15 protein-coding genes are annotated in these 16,925 nt (G+C 76.6%); 14 read left to right on the top strand and 1 reads right to left on the bottom strand.

Annotated features, from left to right (window positions below):
* Positions 1–4 precede the first annotated feature (4 nt).
* The 14 genes from pucL (at position 5) to H7K62_RS11145 (ending at position 16,238) form a co-directional block, all read left to right on the top strand.
* Complete coding sequence (gene pucL, locus H7K62_RS11210; RefSeq protein ID WP_186718144.1) at positions 5–850, top strand: factor-independent urate hydroxylase; 846 nt, start codon at positions 5–7, stop codon at positions 848–850.
* On the top strand, positions 847–2,238 hold the full coding sequence (locus H7K62_RS11205; protein ID WP_186718142.1) for a DUF6986 family protein: 1,392 nt from the start codon (positions 847–849) through the stop codon (positions 2,236–2,238). Before pucL ends, H7K62_RS11205 begins: the two co-directional genes overlap by 4 nt.
* Complete coding sequence (gene allB, locus H7K62_RS11200) at positions 2,238–3,638, top strand: allantoinase AllB (RefSeq protein WP_186718140.1); 1,401 nt, start codon at positions 2,238–2,240, stop codon at positions 3,636–3,638. Before H7K62_RS11205 ends, allB begins: the two co-directional genes overlap by 1 nt.
* Complete coding sequence (gene alc, locus H7K62_RS11195; protein ID WP_186718138.1) at positions 3,635–4,687, top strand: allantoicase; 1,053 nt, start codon at positions 3,635–3,637, stop codon at positions 4,685–4,687. The genes allB and alc overlap by 4 nt, the downstream gene beginning before the upstream one ends.
* A 16-nt stretch (positions 4,688–4,703) precedes the next feature.
* Positions 4,704–6,005: an 8-oxoguanine deaminase gene (locus H7K62_RS11190; protein WP_186718136.1), complete on the top strand. Its 1,302-nt coding sequence runs from the start codon at positions 4,704–4,706 to the stop codon at positions 6,003–6,005.
* Between the two features lie 169 nt (positions 6,006–6,174).
* The gene (locus H7K62_RS11185; protein ID WP_186718625.1) at positions 6,175–7,491 is read left to right on the top strand and encodes an extracellular solute-binding protein; all 1,317 of its coding nucleotides are present in this window, start codon (positions 6,175–6,177) and stop codon (positions 7,489–7,491) included.
* 3 nt (positions 7,492–7,494) lie between these two features.
* A complete protein-coding gene (locus tag H7K62_RS11180; protein ID WP_222437467.1) occupies positions 7,495–8,421 on the top strand; it encodes a carbohydrate ABC transporter permease in 927 nt (308 codons plus the stop codon).
* Positions 8,418–9,242 carry a carbohydrate ABC transporter permease gene (locus tag H7K62_RS11175; protein ID WP_222437466.1) on the top strand — a complete coding sequence of 275 codons (825 nt, stop codon included), beginning with the start codon at positions 8,418–8,420 and terminating at the stop codon, positions 9,240–9,242. Before H7K62_RS11180 ends, H7K62_RS11175 begins: the two co-directional genes overlap by 4 nt.
* Entirely contained in the window at positions 9,229–10,755 is a 1,527-nt protein-coding gene (locus tag H7K62_RS11170; protein WP_186718134.1) for a YcaO-like family protein, read from the top strand. The genes H7K62_RS11175 and H7K62_RS11170 overlap by 14 nt, the downstream gene beginning before the upstream one ends.
* On the top strand, positions 10,752–11,819 hold the full coding sequence (locus H7K62_RS11165) for a polysaccharide deacetylase family protein (protein ID WP_186718132.1): 1,068 nt from the start codon (positions 10,752–10,754) through the stop codon (positions 11,817–11,819). Before H7K62_RS11170 ends, H7K62_RS11165 begins: the two co-directional genes overlap by 4 nt.
* A gap of 52 nt (positions 11,820–11,871) precedes the next feature.
* Positions 11,872–13,905, top strand: a complete 2,034-nt coding sequence (locus tag H7K62_RS11160) for a putative bifunctional diguanylate cyclase/phosphodiesterase (RefSeq protein ID WP_186718130.1) — start codon at positions 11,872–11,874, stop codon at positions 13,903–13,905.
* Positions 13,906–13,916: 11 nt separating this feature from the next.
* Positions 13,917–14,852, top strand: coding sequence for a tRNA (adenosine(37)-N6)-dimethylallyltransferase MiaA (gene miaA, locus H7K62_RS11155; RefSeq protein ID WP_370591730.1), 936 nt, complete (start codon positions 13,917–13,919; stop codon positions 14,850–14,852).
* 10 nt (positions 14,853–14,862) lie between these two features.
* On the top strand, positions 14,863–15,846 hold the full coding sequence (gene dapF, locus H7K62_RS11150) for a diaminopimelate epimerase (protein WP_186718129.1): 984 nt from the start codon (positions 14,863–14,865) through the stop codon (positions 15,844–15,846).
* Between the two features lie 206 nt (positions 15,847–16,052).
* A complete protein-coding gene (locus H7K62_RS11145) occupies positions 16,053–16,238 on the top strand; it encodes a hypothetical protein (RefSeq protein ID WP_186718126.1) in 186 nt (61 codons plus the stop codon).
* Here the strand turns inward: H7K62_RS11145 and H7K62_RS11140 are convergent, their stop codons facing one another.
* Positions 16,239–16,874, bottom strand: a complete 636-nt coding sequence (locus H7K62_RS11140; protein ID WP_186718125.1) for a class I SAM-dependent methyltransferase — start codon at positions 16,872–16,874, stop codon at positions 16,239–16,241. It lies immediately after the preceding gene.
* Between the last annotated feature and the right edge of the window lie 51 nt (positions 16,875–16,925).

The raw sequence follows: 16,925 nt of genomic DNA, 5'->3' as shown, positions 1-16,925 counted from the left end.
CTCGATGAGCTACGACCTCACCTGGAACCAGTACGGCAAGGCCGAGGTCCGCGTGGTGCACGTGGACCGCTCCGGCCCCCTGCACGCGGTCCGCGACCTCAACGTCACCACCGCGCTGCGCGGCGACTTCGGCCCGGCCTACACCGACGGCGACAACGCGCGCGTGCTCACCACCGACGCGCAGAAGAACACCGTCTTCGGGCTGGCCCGGGAGACCGGGGTGGGGGAGCCGGAGGAGTTCGCGCTGGCGCTGGCCCGCCAGCTGCTGGCTGCCAGCCCGCACGCCGACGTGGCACGCGTGGTGGTCGAGCAGTTCCCGTGGACGGCGCTCGGCGGCGGGGGGCACGCGTTCTCGCGCGCCGGCTCGCACGTGGTGGTCGCCGAGCTGGAGCTCCCGCGCGGCGGGCAGCCGCAGCTGTCCGGCGGCGTCGACGAGCTGGTGGTGCTCAAGACCACGGACTCGGAGTACCACGGCTTCCTGCGGGAGCGCTTCACCACGCTCGCCGAGACCCACGAGCGGATCCTCGCCACCCAGGTCACCGCCCGCTGGCGGTACGCCGAGGGCGCCGCGGACGGCGCCGACCACGCGGCCGTCAAGGCCGGCGCGCTGGCGGCGCTGCTGGAGGCCTTCGCCGGGCACCGCTCCCTGGCGCTGCAGCAGACCCTGCACGCCATGGGCACCGCCGTCCTGGACGCCCGTCCCGAGCTGGCCGAGGTGCGGCTGTCGCTGCCCAACAAGCACCACTTCCTGCAGGACCTCTCGCGCTTCGGCCTGGACAACCCCGACGCCGTCTACCACGCCGACGACAGGCCCTACGGCCTCATCGAGGGGACGATCACCCGCCGGTGAGCCTCGACCTCGACGCGCTCGCGCGCCGCCTCGACGACCAGCTGGCCGACGTCGACGCCGCGCTCTCGGCGGAGCCGGTGCCGGGCGGCCAGCAGCCGGTGCTCAGCGGTCAGCAGCCAGTGCCGCAGCCAGTGCACACCGTGTACGTCCCGGCCGACGCCGGGGACGACGGCACGGCGCAGGAGTGGGGCCGTCGCGCCCTGGGCCTGCTGGCCCGCCACGCCCCGGACGCTCCGGCGCTGGCCGCGGCGACCGGCCTGGAGGTCGACGACGACGTGCGCGAGCGGCTGCTGGAGCTGCTCCGCACGCGCCCGGTGGCCGACCTGCGCCTGGACCTGGAGGACGGCTACGGCCTGCCGGGGGAGCAGCCCGGGCGCCGCGGCGACGCCGAGGAGGACCGCCACGCCGACGCCGCGGGCGCGGCCCTGGCCCGGACCGCCGGACGCCGGGTGCGCGGCCAGGTGGCGCCCGCCACCGCGGGGGTGCGGGTGAGGTCCTTCGAGGCGGGCACGCGGCGGCGCGCGGTGCGCACGCTGGCGCGCGTGCTGGCCGCGCTGGCGGCCACCGCCGAGCGCGGCGCGGACGCCCCCGAGGTGGAGCTGGGCGCTCTGCCCGAGCGCCTCGTGGTGACCCTCGCCAAGGTCAGCGACCCCGCGCAGGTGGCCGCGCTGGCCGACGTGCTGGACGCCCTCGAGGACGCCCACGGCCTGCAGCGCGGCTGGGTGGCCGTGGAGGTGCAGGTGGAGGTGCCGGCGCTGGTGGTCTCCCCGGACGGGCGCGCGGCCGTGGCCCGGTGCCGCGAGGCGGCCCGAGGCCGCCTGACCGGCCTGCACTACGGCACCTACGACTTCTCCGCCGCCTGCGGCGTCCCCCCGGCGCAGCAGAGCCTGGAGCACCCCCTGGCCGACCACGCCAAGGCCGTGCTGCAGCTGGCCGCCGCGGGCACGGGCGTGGCGGTCAGCGACGGGTCCACCAACGTGCTGCCCACCGGTGGCGCCGACGGCTCCGACACCGCGCAGGTGCACGCGGCGTGGGCGCTGCACGCGCGCCTGGTGACCCGCGCGCTGGAGCGCGGGCTGGCGCAGGGCTGGGACCTGCACCCCGGCCACCTCGTCACGCGCCACCTGGCCAACCTCGTGCACGCCCGCGCGGGGCTGCCGGAGGCCGAGCGCCGGCTCGCCGCGTGGGTGGCCGCGACCTCGGCCCGCGCCGCCGCCGGGGACGACGCCGCCGCGGGCGTGGCCGACGAGCCCGCCACCGCGCAGGCGATGGCCCGGCTGCTGGTGCGCGCCGACGCGGTGGGAGCGCAGGAGCTGGCCACCAGCGCGCAGCGGGTGGGCCTGGACGAGGCGGCGCTGCGGGCGCTGTCGAGCCGGAGGATCGCGTGATGGACCTGGTGGTGCTCGCGGAGCGCGCCGTGCTGCCCGGGGGGACGGCAGCGGTGGCACTGGGCGTGCGGGACGGGCGCATCGCCGTCGTCGTCCCCCTGCAGGACCGCGGTGACCTGCCGGCGGCGCGGGAGGTGCTGGAGCTCGCCGACGACGAGGTGCTGCTCCCGGGCCTGGTCGACACGCACGTGCACGTCAACGAGCCCGGCCGCACGGCCTGGGAGGGCTTCGACACCGCCACGCGCGCCGCGGCCCTCGGCGGGGTCACCACCGTGGTCGACATGCCGCTGAACTCGGTCCCGGCGACGACGACGGTGGACGCGCTGGCCGTCAAGCGCGACGCCGCGCGCGGGGCGGTGCACGTCGACGTCGGCTTCTGGGGCGGGGTGGTGCCGGGGAACACCGGTGAGCTCGCGGGGCTCGTGGCGGGCGGGGTGTTCGGCGCCAAGTGCTTCACCACGCCGTCGGGCGTGGAGGAGTTCGAGCACGTCAGCCCCGCCCAGCTGCGCGAGGGGCTGGCCGAGCTGGCGCGGCTCGGGTCGCGGCTGCTCGTGCACGCCGAGGACCCTCAGGTGTTGGACGAGGCCGCCGCCGACGTCGCCCGGCAGGTGGCCGAGGGCGCCGACCCGCGCTCGTTCGCGCTCTTCCTCGGCTCGCGCCCCGCGGCCGCTGAGGACTCGGCCGTCGCGGACGTCGTCGCCGCGGCGCGCGAGGTGGGCGGGGCGGTCCACGTGGTGCACCTCGCGTCGGCGTCGGCGCTGCCGCTGGTCGCCGCCGCGCGCGCCGAGGGGCTGGCGGTGACGGCGGAGACCTGCCCGCACTACCTCACCCTGGACGCCGCGGCCGTGCCCGACGGCGCCACGCAGTTCAAGTGCTGCCCTCCGGTGCGCTCGGCGGGCACGCAGGACGCGCTGTGGGCGGCGCTCGAGGCCGGGGTGCTCGACTCGGTGGTCTCCGACCACTCCCCGTGCACGCCCGACCTCAAGCTGCGCGAGGAGGACGGCGGCAGCGGGGACTTCCTCGCCGCGTGGGGCGGGATCGCCAGCGTTCAGCTGGGCCTGCCGGTGGTGTGGACCGCCGCCCGCGAGCGGGGCGTGCCCCTGGAGCGCGTGGTCGGGTGGATGGCCACCCGGCCCGCGGCCCGGGTGGGCCTGGCCGGGCGCAAGGGCTCGCTGGTGGTCGGCGCCGACGCAGACCTCGCGGTGCTGGCGCCGGAGGAGGAGCTGCTGGTGGAGCCGGGGATGCTCGCGTTCAAGAACAAGGTGACGCCGTACGCGGGGCGCCGGCTGCGCGGGGTGGTGAGGTCGACGTGGCTGCGCGGCCGGCGCGTGGAGCCGTCTGGGGGCGGGGCCCCGGCCGGCCGGCTCCTGCACGCCCTGCGCCAGGATGACCCGGCGTGAGCGGATCCCTCGTCGACCTGGCCAGCCGCGTCCTCGGTGGGGTGGTCGTGGCGTGCAACGACCAGTTCTACGCCGACGCGTCCAACCTCCTGCTGCCCCACCCGGCGCGGTACGACGCCGACGCCTACGACGCCAAGGGCAAGGTCTACGACGGCTGGGAGACCCGCCGCCGCCGCACCGTCGGAGACGACTGGGTGGTGGTGCGCCTGGCCGCGCCCGGCGTGGTCGAGCGCGTCGACGTCGACACCGCCTGGTTCAGGGGCAACTTCCCCTCCGCGGCCACCGTGCACGGGGCGTGGCTGGACGGCTTCCCCGGCCCCAACGACGTGTGGCAGCTGCCCGAGCACGTGTGGCGCCCGCTCGCCCCGCGCACCCCGCTCACCGGCGACGCGGTGACGTCCCTGCCCGTGTCCGCCGAGACGTCCCCGGAGCTGGCGGGGCGTCGGGTCTCCCACGTGCGCCTCACCATCCACCCCGACGGCGGCGTGGCCCGGCTGCGCGTGCTGGGCCGGCCCGTGCCCGACCCGGCGCTGCTCACCGGCACCGTCGACCTGGCGGCCACCGAGAACGGCGGCCGGGTGCTGGGCTCCTCGAACGAGTTCTACGGCTCGGCCGACCACCTGCTGGCCCCCGGGCGGGCCGCGACCATGGCCGACGGCTGGGAGAACGCCCGCCGCCGCGACGGCGGGAACGACTGGGTGGACCTGCAGCTGGCCGGCGCCGGGCGCCTGCGCCGCGTGGAGGTCGACACGACGTGCTTCGTGGGCAACGCCCCCGGCCGCGTGGTGCTGCGCGGGGCCGACCTGCGGTCGGCGGGGGCGGACGGCGGGGGCGACCCGTCGGGGTGGCCGGTGCTGCTCGACCTGCGCCCGCAGCCGGACACCCGCCACGTCATCGCCGTGGACGCCGCTGCCCGCGGGCGCGCCGTGACGCACGTGCGGCTGGAGGCCCACCCCGACGGCGGCATGTCGCGCCTGCGGCTGTGGGGAGAGCTCGACGACGACGCGCTGGCCGGCGCCGCGCGCCGCTGGGAGGAGACAGCGCTGTGAGGGGAGCGGTGGCGACGTGACGAGGCTGGTGCTGCGGGGGGCCCGCTGGCCCGGGGACGTCGCCGTCGAGGACGGCTGGGTCACCGCCGTCGGGGACCCGTCGACGGTGCCGGCGCTGCCCGGCGACGAGGTGCTCCGGGTGGACGGCGACCTGCTCACCGCCGGCCTGGTCAACACCCACCACCACCTCTACCAGCGCATCACCCGCGGCTGGGCCGCCGACTCCACGCTGTTCGGCTGGCTCACCACCCTGTACCCGGTGTGGGCGCGGCTGGACGCCGACGACGTCGAGGCCGCCGCGACCGTGGCCCTGGCGGAGCTGGCGCTGTCGGGCTGCACCACCGCCGCCGACCACCACTACCTCGTGCCGCGCGGCGACGACTCGGTCTTCGACAGGCTCGTGGTCGCCGCGCGGCGGGTGGGCGTGCGGCTGCACCTGGCGCGGGGCTCGATGGACCTGGGCGAGAGCTCCGGCGGTCTGCCGCCGGACGCCGTCGTGGAGGACCTCGACGCGATCCTCGCCAGCACCGAGCGGGTGGTGGCCGCCCACCACGACGGCGTCGACGTCACGGTCACCGTGGCGCCCTGCTCGCCGTTCTCGGTGACGCCGCAGCTCATGCGCTCCTCCGCCGAGCTGGCCCGCCGCCACGGGCTCGCCCTGCACACCCACCTCGCGGAGACCCTCGACGAGGAGCGCGACGCCCTCGCCCGCTTCGGGAAGCGGCCGCTGGACCTCCTGGAGGACTGGGGCTGGCTCGGCGACGACGTCTGGCTGGCGCACGGCATCCACTTCGACGACGACGAGGTCGAGCGCCTCGGGGCCGCCGGCACCGGCGTCGCCCACTGCCCCAGCTCCAACGCCCGCCTCGGCGCCGGCACGTGCCGCGTGGCCGACCTGCGCCGCGCCGGCGCCCCCGTCGGGCTCGGCGTGGACGGCTCCGCCTCCAGCGAGCCGGGCTCGCTGTTCGGGGAGCTGCGCCAGGCTCTCTACGCCGCCCGGCTGCGCCGCCTGGACCCCACCGAGCTGACCGCCGCCGACGTCCTCGACGTGGCCACCCGCGGCGGCGCCGCCTGCCTGGGCCGCGACGACGTGGGGGAGCTCGCGGTGGGGAGGCGCGCCGACGTGGCCGTATGGCCCGGGGAGGACCTCCTCGACACCCCGGACCCGCTGGCCGGGCTCGTCCTCGGGCCCGACAGGTCGGTGCGGCACCTGCTGGTGGGCGGTCGGCGCGTCGTCGTCGACGGCGAGCCGGTGGGACTGGACCTGCGCGCGGCCCGCGCGGACCTCGCGCGCCGCGCGTCCCGCCTGTTCTCCTGAGGCCGCCGCAGGCCCCCCGAGGGGGAGACCCCGCGGGCCGGATGATCTGTGCGGTGGGTCACGATGCGGTGACGAGGGCCGTCTCAGCGTGCGTCCAGGGACGAAGGGCCGTAGCAAGGGGCGTCCGGCGGACCTCCGCCGAGCAGCGTCGAACTCCCCGGAGGCCCCCGTGCAGCGCTCCCCGTGGTCCCGCCGGCAGTTCCTCGGCGCCCTCGGCGCCGGTGGAGCGGCCGCTCTCGGCGCCGGCTCCCTGGCCGGCTGCTCCAGCTCCTCCGGGCAGGGCTCGGGGGGCAGCTCCTCCGGCGGCGGCCTGACGTTCACGCTGTGGGGCGGTGACCAGGAGATCGCCGCGTTCCAGAAGGTCGCCGCGGCGTTCGAGGCGTCCGAGGGGACCAAGGTGACCCTCAACCAGCTGCCCTACGCCGACGTGCTGCCGTCGGTGGACTCCCGGATCCAGGCCCAGGACCCGCCGGACCTGTTCCGCGTCTCCTACATCGACATCGGCCGCTACACCACGCTCGGGGTGCTGGCCGACATCTCCAGCGCGCTGCCGTCGGGCTACTCCGACGCGTTCACGCCGGCGCTGTGGAAGGCCGTGCAGGACCCGGACGGCAAGCCCGTCGGCGTCCCGCACCACACGGACTGCTCCGCGATCGTCTACAACGCCCCGGCGTTCGCCCAGGCCGGCGTGACGGCGCCCACCGCCCTGGACCAGGCGTGGACCTGGGACCAGTTCACGCAGGCGCTCACCGAGGTCAAGGGCGCCAGCGGCGGGAAGTACCCGGTGGCGATCAACTGGCAGGCCGCCGGCGCCTACCGCTGGCTGAGCTTCCTCGCGCAGGCCGGCGGCTCGGTCTTCTCCGACGACCTCAAGACCGTGACCATCGCCTCCGACGCCGGCAAGAAGGCCCTCACCTACACGCAGGGGCTGTACACCTCCGGTCTGCACGACCCGACCTTCCTCGTGCAGGCGGCCAACTACCCCGACGAGACGTTCCCCACCGGGCAGCCGCTGTCCATCGCCACCGGCGACTTCAACCTGCCGTCGCTGGTCTCCACCGCCACGGGGTTCGAGTGGGGCGCGACCTTCATGCCCCGCGACACCGCCGCCGCCACCGACCTCGGCGGCAACGCCGTGGTGGTGACCGACGGGCCGAACGCGGAGGCCGCCGCGAAGTTCGCGGCGTTCCTGGCGAACGCGGAGAACATGAAGAGCTTCTGCGAGGCCACCACCGTGCTGCCCACCCGCAGTGACGTCACCGACCTCACCTACGCCGTGCGCCCGGACCTCATGCCGGTGTTCGTGCAGCAGGCCACGACCATCCCCGCCAGCCTCGTGGCCGCCAGCACCTCCCCGGTGTTCACCCAGGTCAACCAGGCGCTGCAGCAGCAGCTGGAGGGCGCCTTCGCGGGGAAGGCCGACGTCGACGCCACCCTCGAGGACCTCCAGAAGGCGATCGAGCAGGCGCTGCAGCAGCAGGGCTGAGGCGTGGCGCTCGTCGGCTCGGCCGCCGCCCTGCGGGACGCCCCCCGGCCGGTGCGCCGCACCCGCCGGCGCGGGGAGGCCCTCGCCGGGCTGGTGCTGGCCGCCCCCGCCCTGGCGGTGTTCGCGGTGTTCATGTTCGTGCCGCTGGGCATGACCGCGTACTACTCGCTGACCCGGTACACCGGCTTCGGGAAGCCGCGCTTCCAGGGCCTGGACAACTTCGTGCAGATCGGCTCGGACCCGCTGTTCTGGCGGGCGCTGACCAACACCGCCGTCTTCACGGTGGTCAGCGTGCCGCTGAGCGTGCTCGGGGGGCTGGGCCTGGCGCTGCTGCTCAACCGCCACCTGCCCGGCCGGGGGCTGCTGCGGGCGCTGTTCTACGTGCCCGTGGTCATCTCCGCGGTCTCGGCGGGCATCATCGCGCGCTGGATCTTCAACGAGAACTTCGGCGTGGCCAACCGGCTCCTGTCCGGGCTGGGCCTGCCCGAGGTCGGCTGGCAGACCGACGGTCCCGCGGCGCTGGCCTCGGTGATCGCCGTGCAGGTGTGGACCAGCCTGGGCTTCGCGATGGTGGTCTACCTCGCCGGGCTGCAGGGCATCAGCGGCGAGGTGTACGAGGCCGCGGAGCTGGACGGCGCCGGGCGCTGGCGCGTGCTGCGCTCCATCACGTGGCCGCTGCTGGGCCCCACCACGTTCTTCATCCTCGTGTACATGGTCATCACGTCGTTCCAGGTCTTCGACGTCGTGGTGATCATGACGGGGGGAGGGCCGCAGAACGCGACCACGTTCCTGGTCAACTACGCCTACGACACCGGCTTCCAGCAGCGCCGCCAGGGCTACGCCGCGGCGCTGGGCGTGGTGCTCTTCGCCATCGTCATGGCGCTCACGCTGCTGCAGTGGCGCGCCGGCCGCCGCAGGGACCTCGCGTGAGGGCCCACGAGCGCTGGGTCACGGGCTGGCGCCTCACCGCCGCCGTGCTCCTCGCCGTCGTCGTGGTCTTCCCGCTGTACTGGATGCTCGTGACGGCGCTGTCCAGCCCCGGTGCGCTCACCCGGCCCGACGCCGCGTTCTGGCCCACCGAGCTGCGCTGGCAGAACTTCACCCAGCCCCTGCAGCGGTTCCCGTTCGCCCGCTGGGCGCTGAACTCGGCCACCATCGCCGTCATCTCGGTGGCGCTGACGGTGACCATCAACCTGGCCGCGGGCTACGCCTTCGCCAAGCTCGACTTCCCGCTGAAGAACGCGCTGTTCCTGGCCATCGTCGGCACCCTCATGATCCCCGTGCAGGTGATCATGGTGGCGCAGTTCCAGCTGGTCATCGACCTGGGCCTGGTGAACACGCCCACTGGCGTGGTCCTGCCGCGCCTGGCGGAGGCGTTCGGGCTGTTCATGGCGCGGCAGTTCATGGACGCCCTGCCCGACGAGCTGCTGGAGGCCGCACGGGTGGACGGCGCCGGCGCGCTGCGCACCTTCGTCTCGATCGTGCTGCCGCTGAGCAAGCCCCTGGTCGCCGTGCTGGTGATCTTCACGTTCATGTGGCGCTGGAACGAGTTCATCTGGCCGCTCATCGTCTTGCCCGACCCGGACGCCTTCACGCTGCCGCTGGGCCTGCGCTTCCTGCAGCAGCAGTTCGGCAACGACTACGGCTCCCTCATGGCGGTCTCGCTGCTGTCCATCCTGCCGATGCTGCTGGTCTTCGCCGTCTTCCAGCGCTACTTCGTGGAGGGGGTGGCCCGCAGTGGCCTCAAGTGAGAGCCCGGCGGCCGGTCTCGCGGCCGGGCTCGCGGCCGCGGCAGCCGCCTACGCGGCGGCCCTGCGGGCCAGCGGAGAGCTCACCGAGTGGTCGCTCACGGGCTACGACACCACCGGCGTGCCCGTGGTGGCCACCGCGTGGGACCCGCCGGGAGCGGGGGCGGACGCCCACGGCGTCGGCTACGGCGCCGACGAGCTGGAGGCCAGGGTCGGGGCCCTGGGGGAGCTCGCCGAGCGCGTGGCGCTGGCGCCGCGCCTGGGCGGCCTGCTGGCCGCGGCCCGGCGCGCCTCCCACGCGCAGCTGCTGGCCGAGGTCGGCGCGGGCGGCGTGGTGGACCCCCTCGAGCTGGTGCTGCCCGCCGGCTCGTCCGTGACCGCGGACACCGAGCTGGACTGGGTGCCGGCCGTGCGCTGGCGCACCGGCGAGACCGTGCTGGTGCCCGCCGACGCCGCCGCCTTCGACGGCTCCCTGCGCTCTCCGGGGGGCCCGGGCCAGCTCTTCACCCCGGTCTCCAACGGCCTGGGCGCCGGCGCCGGACGGGACGCGCTGGTCCGGGCCGTCGGCCACGGCCTGCTCGAGCTGCTCCAGCGCGACGGTGACACCGTGAGCTTCAAGGCCCTCGACACCGGCGAGGTGGTGGACGTCGACGCGCTCGCGTCCCAGCTGGCGGCCGACGGCGACGACGGCCTCGCCGCCGTGCTCGCCCAGCTGCGGGCCGCCGGCACCGAGCCGGTGGTCAAGCTGGCCGCGAGCACCCCGGTGCCCGTGGTCTTCTGCCACGGCAGCGCCGAGGCGCCCGGCACCCCGCCGCTGGCGGTGGGCGCCGTGGGCGAGGCCGCCCACCCCGACGCCGCGCTCGCGGTCCGCAAGGCCCTGCTGGAGCACGCCGCCTCCCGCGCCCGCCGCGTGTTCGCCTTCGGTCCGGTCGAGGACGTCGAGCGCCTCAGCCCCGACTACTGGGCCCGCGAGCAGCGCCGGCCCGTGGGGGAGCAGGAGGAGCGCGCCCTGCGCGAGGCCGCCGCCTGGGCCCGCCTCGACGTCGCCGGTGTGCGCGCCGCCGTGGAGCCGGCGTTCTCGCGGCGCTCGCGGACGGTCTCGGTGCCCGAGCTGCTGGCGGCGTCCAGCCCCGGCGAGCGCAGCCCGGCGGACCTGCTGGAGCTGCTGCTGGAGCGGCTGGAGGGCTTCGACGTGCTCGTGGTCTCCTCCGGCCCCTCTGACGGCGCCGAGGTGGTCTCCGCCAAGGTGGTGGTGCCCGGACTGGAGGTGGAGACGCTGTCGTACGGACGCATCGGGGAGCGCGTGGCGCGCCGCCTGCTGGACCGCGAGGACCCGCTGGTGCGGCGCAGCGACGGACCCGGCCGCCTGCCCGTCCGGCTCACCGCGGCCGCCACCGAGCGGCTCGGCGGTCCTGTGTGGTGGGACGCCGAGCGCGCCGCCGCGGTGCTCGGCTCCCTCTACCCGCTCTACCGCGAGCCCCGCCGGCACGCTCCCCAGCGGCTGGGCCTGGCGTGAGCACCGACGGGTCCACCGCGCTGGAGCTCCTGCGCCGCTCGCAGGATCGCGACCTCGCCGGCGAGGGCATCCCCATGGCCCTGGCGCTGCTGGACGAGACCGGCGCCCCCGCCGCGGCCTCTGCTGCGCCGGACCGTGCCGCCTCGCCCGCGGACGCCGCCCTGGTGGCCCACCTCGACGCGCTGCGCGCCGAGCTCGCCCCCGACCAGCGCGACGGCGACCTCGGGGTCATCGCCTCCCTCGTCACCGCCGCCGCCTTCCACGAGGCGGCCCACCTCGGCGCGCCGCCGCGCCCGTCGTCGTCCCCGTCGTCCCCGTCGGAGTGGGCGGGGGGAGCGGGGGGAGCGCGCCTGGGGTGGCGCCGCCACCGCGAGGCGCTCGCGGCCGGGCGCGTGCTGCGGGTGGTGAACTACCACAACACCCCCGAGCACGGCCGCGACGGGCTGCGCGCGGAGCTGGCCCGGTACGCCGAGCACTGGGTGGGCGTGGGCTGGGCCGACCTCGCGGCGTTCTTCGAGGCCGGCGCCTGGCCGGACGCGCGGCCCCGCTTCGCCCCCGTCTTCTACGAGGGCTACGCCAACAGCGCGCTGGTGGCCGCCGAGGTCTGCGACGAGCTGGGCCTGACGGGCTGGTTCCCCGTCTGCACCGGCTTCATCGCGTGCCCGCCCGCGCAGCAGGAGCTGTTCGCGCGCTCGCACTTCATCGCCGTCGACCCCTCCGAGCGGGACGGGCGGCGCCTGGCCATGACCCGCGAGCAGGTCGCCGACCTCGCGCGGCGGCACGTGGTGCTCCCGCACACCTCCTCCCACGACGGCATCGCCGAGACCTCCCTGAGCGCCGGGGAGGACGACGACGAGCGCGAGGTCGCCGCCCCGCTGCGCCTGCTGCGGGAGTGGACCGGGGGCCGCGCGGCGCCCGCCACCGCCTGGATGGGCGGCACGCCGTGGGGCCTGCACCCGGCCCACGACGCGGCGGTCCGCGACGCCGGCCACCAGCTGGTGATCAGCAACACGGCCGTCCAGCGGCTGGTCGTCGCGGGGGAGGCGGGTACCCCGGCCAGGTGATCTCCCGGTGTCCCCCCTCCAGCAGACGGCTGCCGGGGCCGAGGACCCGAGGGTGATCGACAGGGCCTGGGCGGCAGCAGCCCTCCTGCTGCTCTCGCCCGCGCTGGTCCTGCCGCCGGGCGCCACGGGGCTGCCGGACACCGCAGCGCTGGGCTGCTCCGCGGTGGCGCTGGCGGTGCTCCTGGCCGCCCAGGTGCGGCTGCTCGGCGCCCACCTCGCGGTCTCCACGCGCAGCCTGTGGCACGACGCCGCGGCCAGCACGCTCGCGGCCTCGTCGGCGCTGGTGGTGCTGGTCCTGCCGGGGCTGCAGCGCGCGACCGGGGCCGGAGAGCAGGCGGGGGCGCTGCTGCTGACCGCTCTCGCGCTGGGCGTGGTGGGCGCCGGGACCGCCGTCTCCACGGTGCTCCTGGCCGCGCCGCGCAGCGACCCCCGCGTCAGCTGGTCGCTGGCCGCCGGGGCGCTGGCCACGGCCACCGCGCTGCTGTGGCTGGTCCGCCCCGGGTGGCCGGGGCTGCCCGCCGCGCTCGTGCTGGCGTGGGGAGCCGTCCTCGTGGGGCTGGTGGCCGCACCGGAGCCCCACCACGTGCACCGCCACGCCGCCCCGTGGCGCAAGGACCTCGTCAGCCTCCTGGCCGGCGGGACGGCGGCCACCGGCGTGCTGGTGGTGGGTGACCTGCGCGCCGTGCCGGCCGTGCCGGCCGTGGCGGTCGTCATGGCCGCCGCGGCCCTGGTCCTGCTGGGCGCGAAGGCGCACGTGCTCGTGCGCGAGCTGGTCGCCCTGCAGGGCTCCCACGAGGCCGCCCTCACCGACGACCTCACCGGCCTGGGCAACCGGCGCAGCCTGCTCAGCGCCCTCGAGGGGGCCCTGCGCGGGCACGAGCCCGTGGCGCTGCTGCTGCTGGACCTCGACCGCTTCAAGCACGTCAACGACGGCCTCGGCCACCACGCCGGCGACGAGCTCCTGCGGCAGGTGGCCCACCGCCTGCGCGCCGCGATGGTGCCCGGGTCCGTGCTGGCGCGCCTGGGCGGTGACGAGTTCGCCGTCCTGCTCACCGGTCCCGCGGCGCGCGTGGCCGAGGAGGTGGCCCTCGGCGTGCACGCGGCGCTGCAGCGGCCCGCGGTGGTGGACGGGCACGAGGTGCACGCCCCCGGCAGCGTCGGCGTGGCCCTGGCCCCGGCCGGGAGCGCGCCGGCCCGCGGGCGGGCCCTGGACCTGCTGCGCCGCGCCGACACCGCCATGTACGCCGCCAAGGCCGCCCGCTCCGGCGTGGTGGTGCACGGCCAGCACCACGACCAGCGCGCGCGGGAGGTCATCGAGACCGCCGAGGAGCTGCGCGCCGCCCTGGCCGGGGACCAGCTGCTGCTGCACTACCAGCCGCAGCTGGCGGTGGCCGACGGCTCCCTGCTGGGGGTCGAGGCGCTGCTGCGCTGGGAGCACCCGCGCCGGGGCCTGCTCGGGCCCGACACCTTCCTGGGCGCCGCCCACGAGCTCGGGGTGCTGGCCGACGTGACCCGCCTGGTGCTGCGGACGGCGGTGGCGCAGGCCGCCGCGTGGCGCGACGCCGGGACCCCGGTGCGGGTGTCGGTGAACCTCACCGCCGCCGACGTCCAGCTGGCCCTGGTGGGCGACGTCGCGGAGCTGCTCGCCGCCCACGACCTGCCACCGCGGCTGCTGGTGCTGGAGATCACCGAGACCAGCGTGCTGGAGGACCTCCTCGGCGCCGCCGCCGTGCTGGAGGACCTCGTCGCGCTGGGCGTGGAGATCAGCGTGGACGACTTCGGCACCGGCCACTCCTCCCTGACGCTGCTGCTGCAGCTGCCCGTGACCGAGGTGAAGGTGGACCGCTCCTTCGTGGGGGCCGTCTGCCACGACCCCGCGCGGCGCACCGTGGTGCGCACCACCGTGGAGCTGGCCCACGGCCTCGGCATGCGCGTGGTGGCCGAGGGCGTGGAGGACGCCGCCGTGCTCGCCCAGCTGCGCGAGCTCGGCTGCGACGCCAGCCAGGGGTACCTGCACAGCCGCGCGCTGGCGCCGGAGCAGCTCACCTGCTGGATGCGCGCCCGCACCGCGGTGGCCGCTGGCTAGCCTGGTTCACCGTGCCCGCCGCCGTCGTCGCCGTCGTCGGCCCCACCGCCACCGGCAAGTCCGACCTCGCGGTGGAGCTGGCGCTCGCGACCGGCGGCGAGGTGGTCAACGCCGACGCCTCCCAGCTGTACCGGGGCATGGACGTCGGCACGGCCAAGCTCACCGAGGCCGAGCGGCGCGGCGTGCCCCACCACCTGCTCGACGTGCTCGACGTGCGGGAGGAGGCCCGCGTGGCCGCCTACCAGCGCGCCGCCCGGGCGGCGCTGGCGGACGTGGTGGGGCGCGGGCGCACCGCCGTCCTCGTCGGCGGCTCCGGCCTGTACGTGCGCGCGGCGCTGGACGAGCTCGCCTTCCCCGAGACCGACCCCGCGGTGAGGGCACGCCTGGAGGCGGAGCTCGCGGACGCGGGGGCCGGCGGGGAGGCGCTGCTGCGCGCCCGGCTGGCGGCGGTGGACCCGGTGGCCGAGGCGGCCATCACCCGCGGGAACGTGCGCCGCGTGGTGCGCGCCCTGGAGGTGGTGGAGGTGACCGGGCGCCCGTTCAGCGCCTCGATGCCGCAGCGGCGCTACAGCGACGACGTCGCCGGCCTCGGCAGGGTCGTGCAGGTGGGCCTGCGGGCCGAGCGCGAGGTGCTGCGGGAGCGGATCGCCGCCCGCGTGGAGGCCATGGCGCGCGGTGGGCTCGTGGAGGAGGTGGCCCAGCTCGCCGGGCGGGGCCTGCGCGAGGGCGCCACCGCCAGCCGCGCCCTCGGCTACGCCCAGCTGCTCGACGCCCTCGACGGGCGCTGCACCGTGGCGGAGGCGCTGGAGGCCACCGTCCACAGCACCCGCCGCTACGCGCGGCGCCAGCTCTCCTGGTTCGGCGCGGACCCCCGCGTGGCCTGGCTCGACACCGACGCGCTGACCCCCGCCGAGCGCGTGCAGGCGGCGCTCAGGCTGCTCGCCTAGGGTCGGGGCCGTGACCAGCGCCCCGGCCCCCGCCCGCTCGGCCACCCTGGCCTTCACCAAGGGGCACGGCACCGAGAACGACTTCGTGCTGCTCACCGACCCCGACGGGCTCCTCACCCACGACGCCGTGCTCGCCGCGCGCCTGTGCGACCGCCGCGCCGGCGTCGGGGCCGACGGCACCATCCGCGCCGTCCGCAGCGACGCGCTGCCCGAGGGCGCCGCGGCGCTCGCGGAGGACGCCGGCGCGGTGTGGTTCATGGACCACCGCAACTCCGACGGTTCCACCGCCCTCATGTGCGGCAACGGCGTGCGCGTGCTGGCGGCGCACCTGCTCGCCGAGGGCCTGGTCGACGAGGCCGACCTGCGCCAGGGCCGCGGCCTCCCGGTCGGGACCCGGTCCGGTGTCCGCTACCTGCGGCGCGTGCGGGGGCCCGAGGGGGAGGACTGGCTCGCCGTCGACATGGGCCCGTGGCACCTCGTCGACCCCGTGGGCGCCGCCGAGCGCGGCGCCGACGCCGAGGTGGGCGTGCACGGGCTCGACGGCGTCCGCCGGCCGGGCCTGTCGGTCGACGTCGGCAACCCCCACACCGTGGTGGCGCTGGCGTCGGCCACCGAGCTGGACGCCGCCGACCTGACCCGGGCGCCCGAGGTCGAGCCGCTGCCGCCGCACGGCACCAACGTCGAGCTGGTCATCATCGAGGACGCCGTGGGGCGGACCTCCGGCTCGGGGGGCCCGCTGGGCGTCATCCGGATGCGGGTGCACGAGCGCGGCGTCGGCGAGACCCGCTCCTGCGGGACGGGTGCGTGCGCCGCGGCGCTGGCGGTGCGCAGCTGGGCCGGCGGTGCCGAGGCGGGGGCACCGGAGCGCTGGCTCGTGCACGTGCCCGGCGGCACCGTGGCCGTGCGCGCCCTGGAGGGCCAGCGCGTGGAGCTGGCAGGCCCCGCGGTGCTGGTGGCCCGCGGCGAGGTGGACCTGGGGCTGCTGGACCTGTGACCGACGGCGGCGCGCCCAGGGGTGCGACACGCCGGACGTGACCCTCTCGTGATGTGACGCGTGGGCACTGGAGTGTCAGGTGTGCACCTGTGTGCACCGATGGGGTGATCGGGAGCGCGCTGAGGGTGACCACTTCGGGCAAAGTGGTTGCTGGTCACCCTGCGTCGAGCAACCCTTGGCCCAGGCAACGGGGGGAGATGGTCGCGGTGGACAGCACGACCGGCACGAGCGGGCTGCTCGACGCGCGCACGCGCGCTGCGGTGGCGGTGCTGGCGGCCGTGAACGACCCCCGCACCGACGGCGACGAGCGGCTCCGCCGCCGCGAGCGGCTGCTGCACCAGCTGGCCATGGAGCGCCAGCGCAAGCAGCGCCGCCTCAGCCGCACCGCCTGATCAGCGCTGCACCTCGAGCAGCCGGTAGCCCTTGCGGGACCCGGTGCGCTGCGCCGTCCAGCCGCCGTCGGCGCCCTGCTCGCCGATCCAGCGCAGCAGCGAGTCCGCGCCGAGGTCCTTGGCCACCACGAGGTGGGCCGAGCCGCCCGGTGCGAGCCGCGGCAGCCACCGCAGCAGCAGCGCGTGCAGCGCCGGCTTGCCCACCCGGATCGGCGGGTTGGACCAGATCGCGGTGAGGCGCGCGTCGTCGTCGACGTCGTCGGGGGCTGCCGCGCGCACCCCCGCCAGGCCCAGCGACGCGGCGTTGGCGGCGGTGAGGTCGCGGGCGCGCTCGTTGACGTCCACCGCCCACACCCGGCGGGTGGCCGGGTCCGCCGACCGCAGCGCCATCGTCAGCGCCACCGGGCCCCAGCCGCAGCCGAGGTCGAGCAGGTCGCCCTCGGTCGGGGGGTCCCCCACGTGGTCGAGCAGCACCGCGGTGCCCAGGTCGAGGCGGTGTCCGCTGAACACCGACGGCGCCGTGACGAGGTCCAGCTCGCGCCCGTCCAGGCGGACCCGCAGCGGGCGGCGCTCGTCGTCGCTGGCGGGGGAGGCGCTGAAGTAGTGCTCGGGCTGCTGGTGGGGCTCGTCTGGCACCGCGAGAGGCTACCGGCGACCTCGACGGCGGAAACACCGTCGACGTCGGCG

This window comes from Quadrisphaera sp. RL12-1S (assembly GCF_014270065.1).
GTDB lineage: Bacteria > Actinomycetota > Actinomycetes > Actinomycetales > Quadrisphaeraceae > Quadrisphaera.
This window is presented reverse-complemented; position numbering and strand designations above follow the sequence as displayed.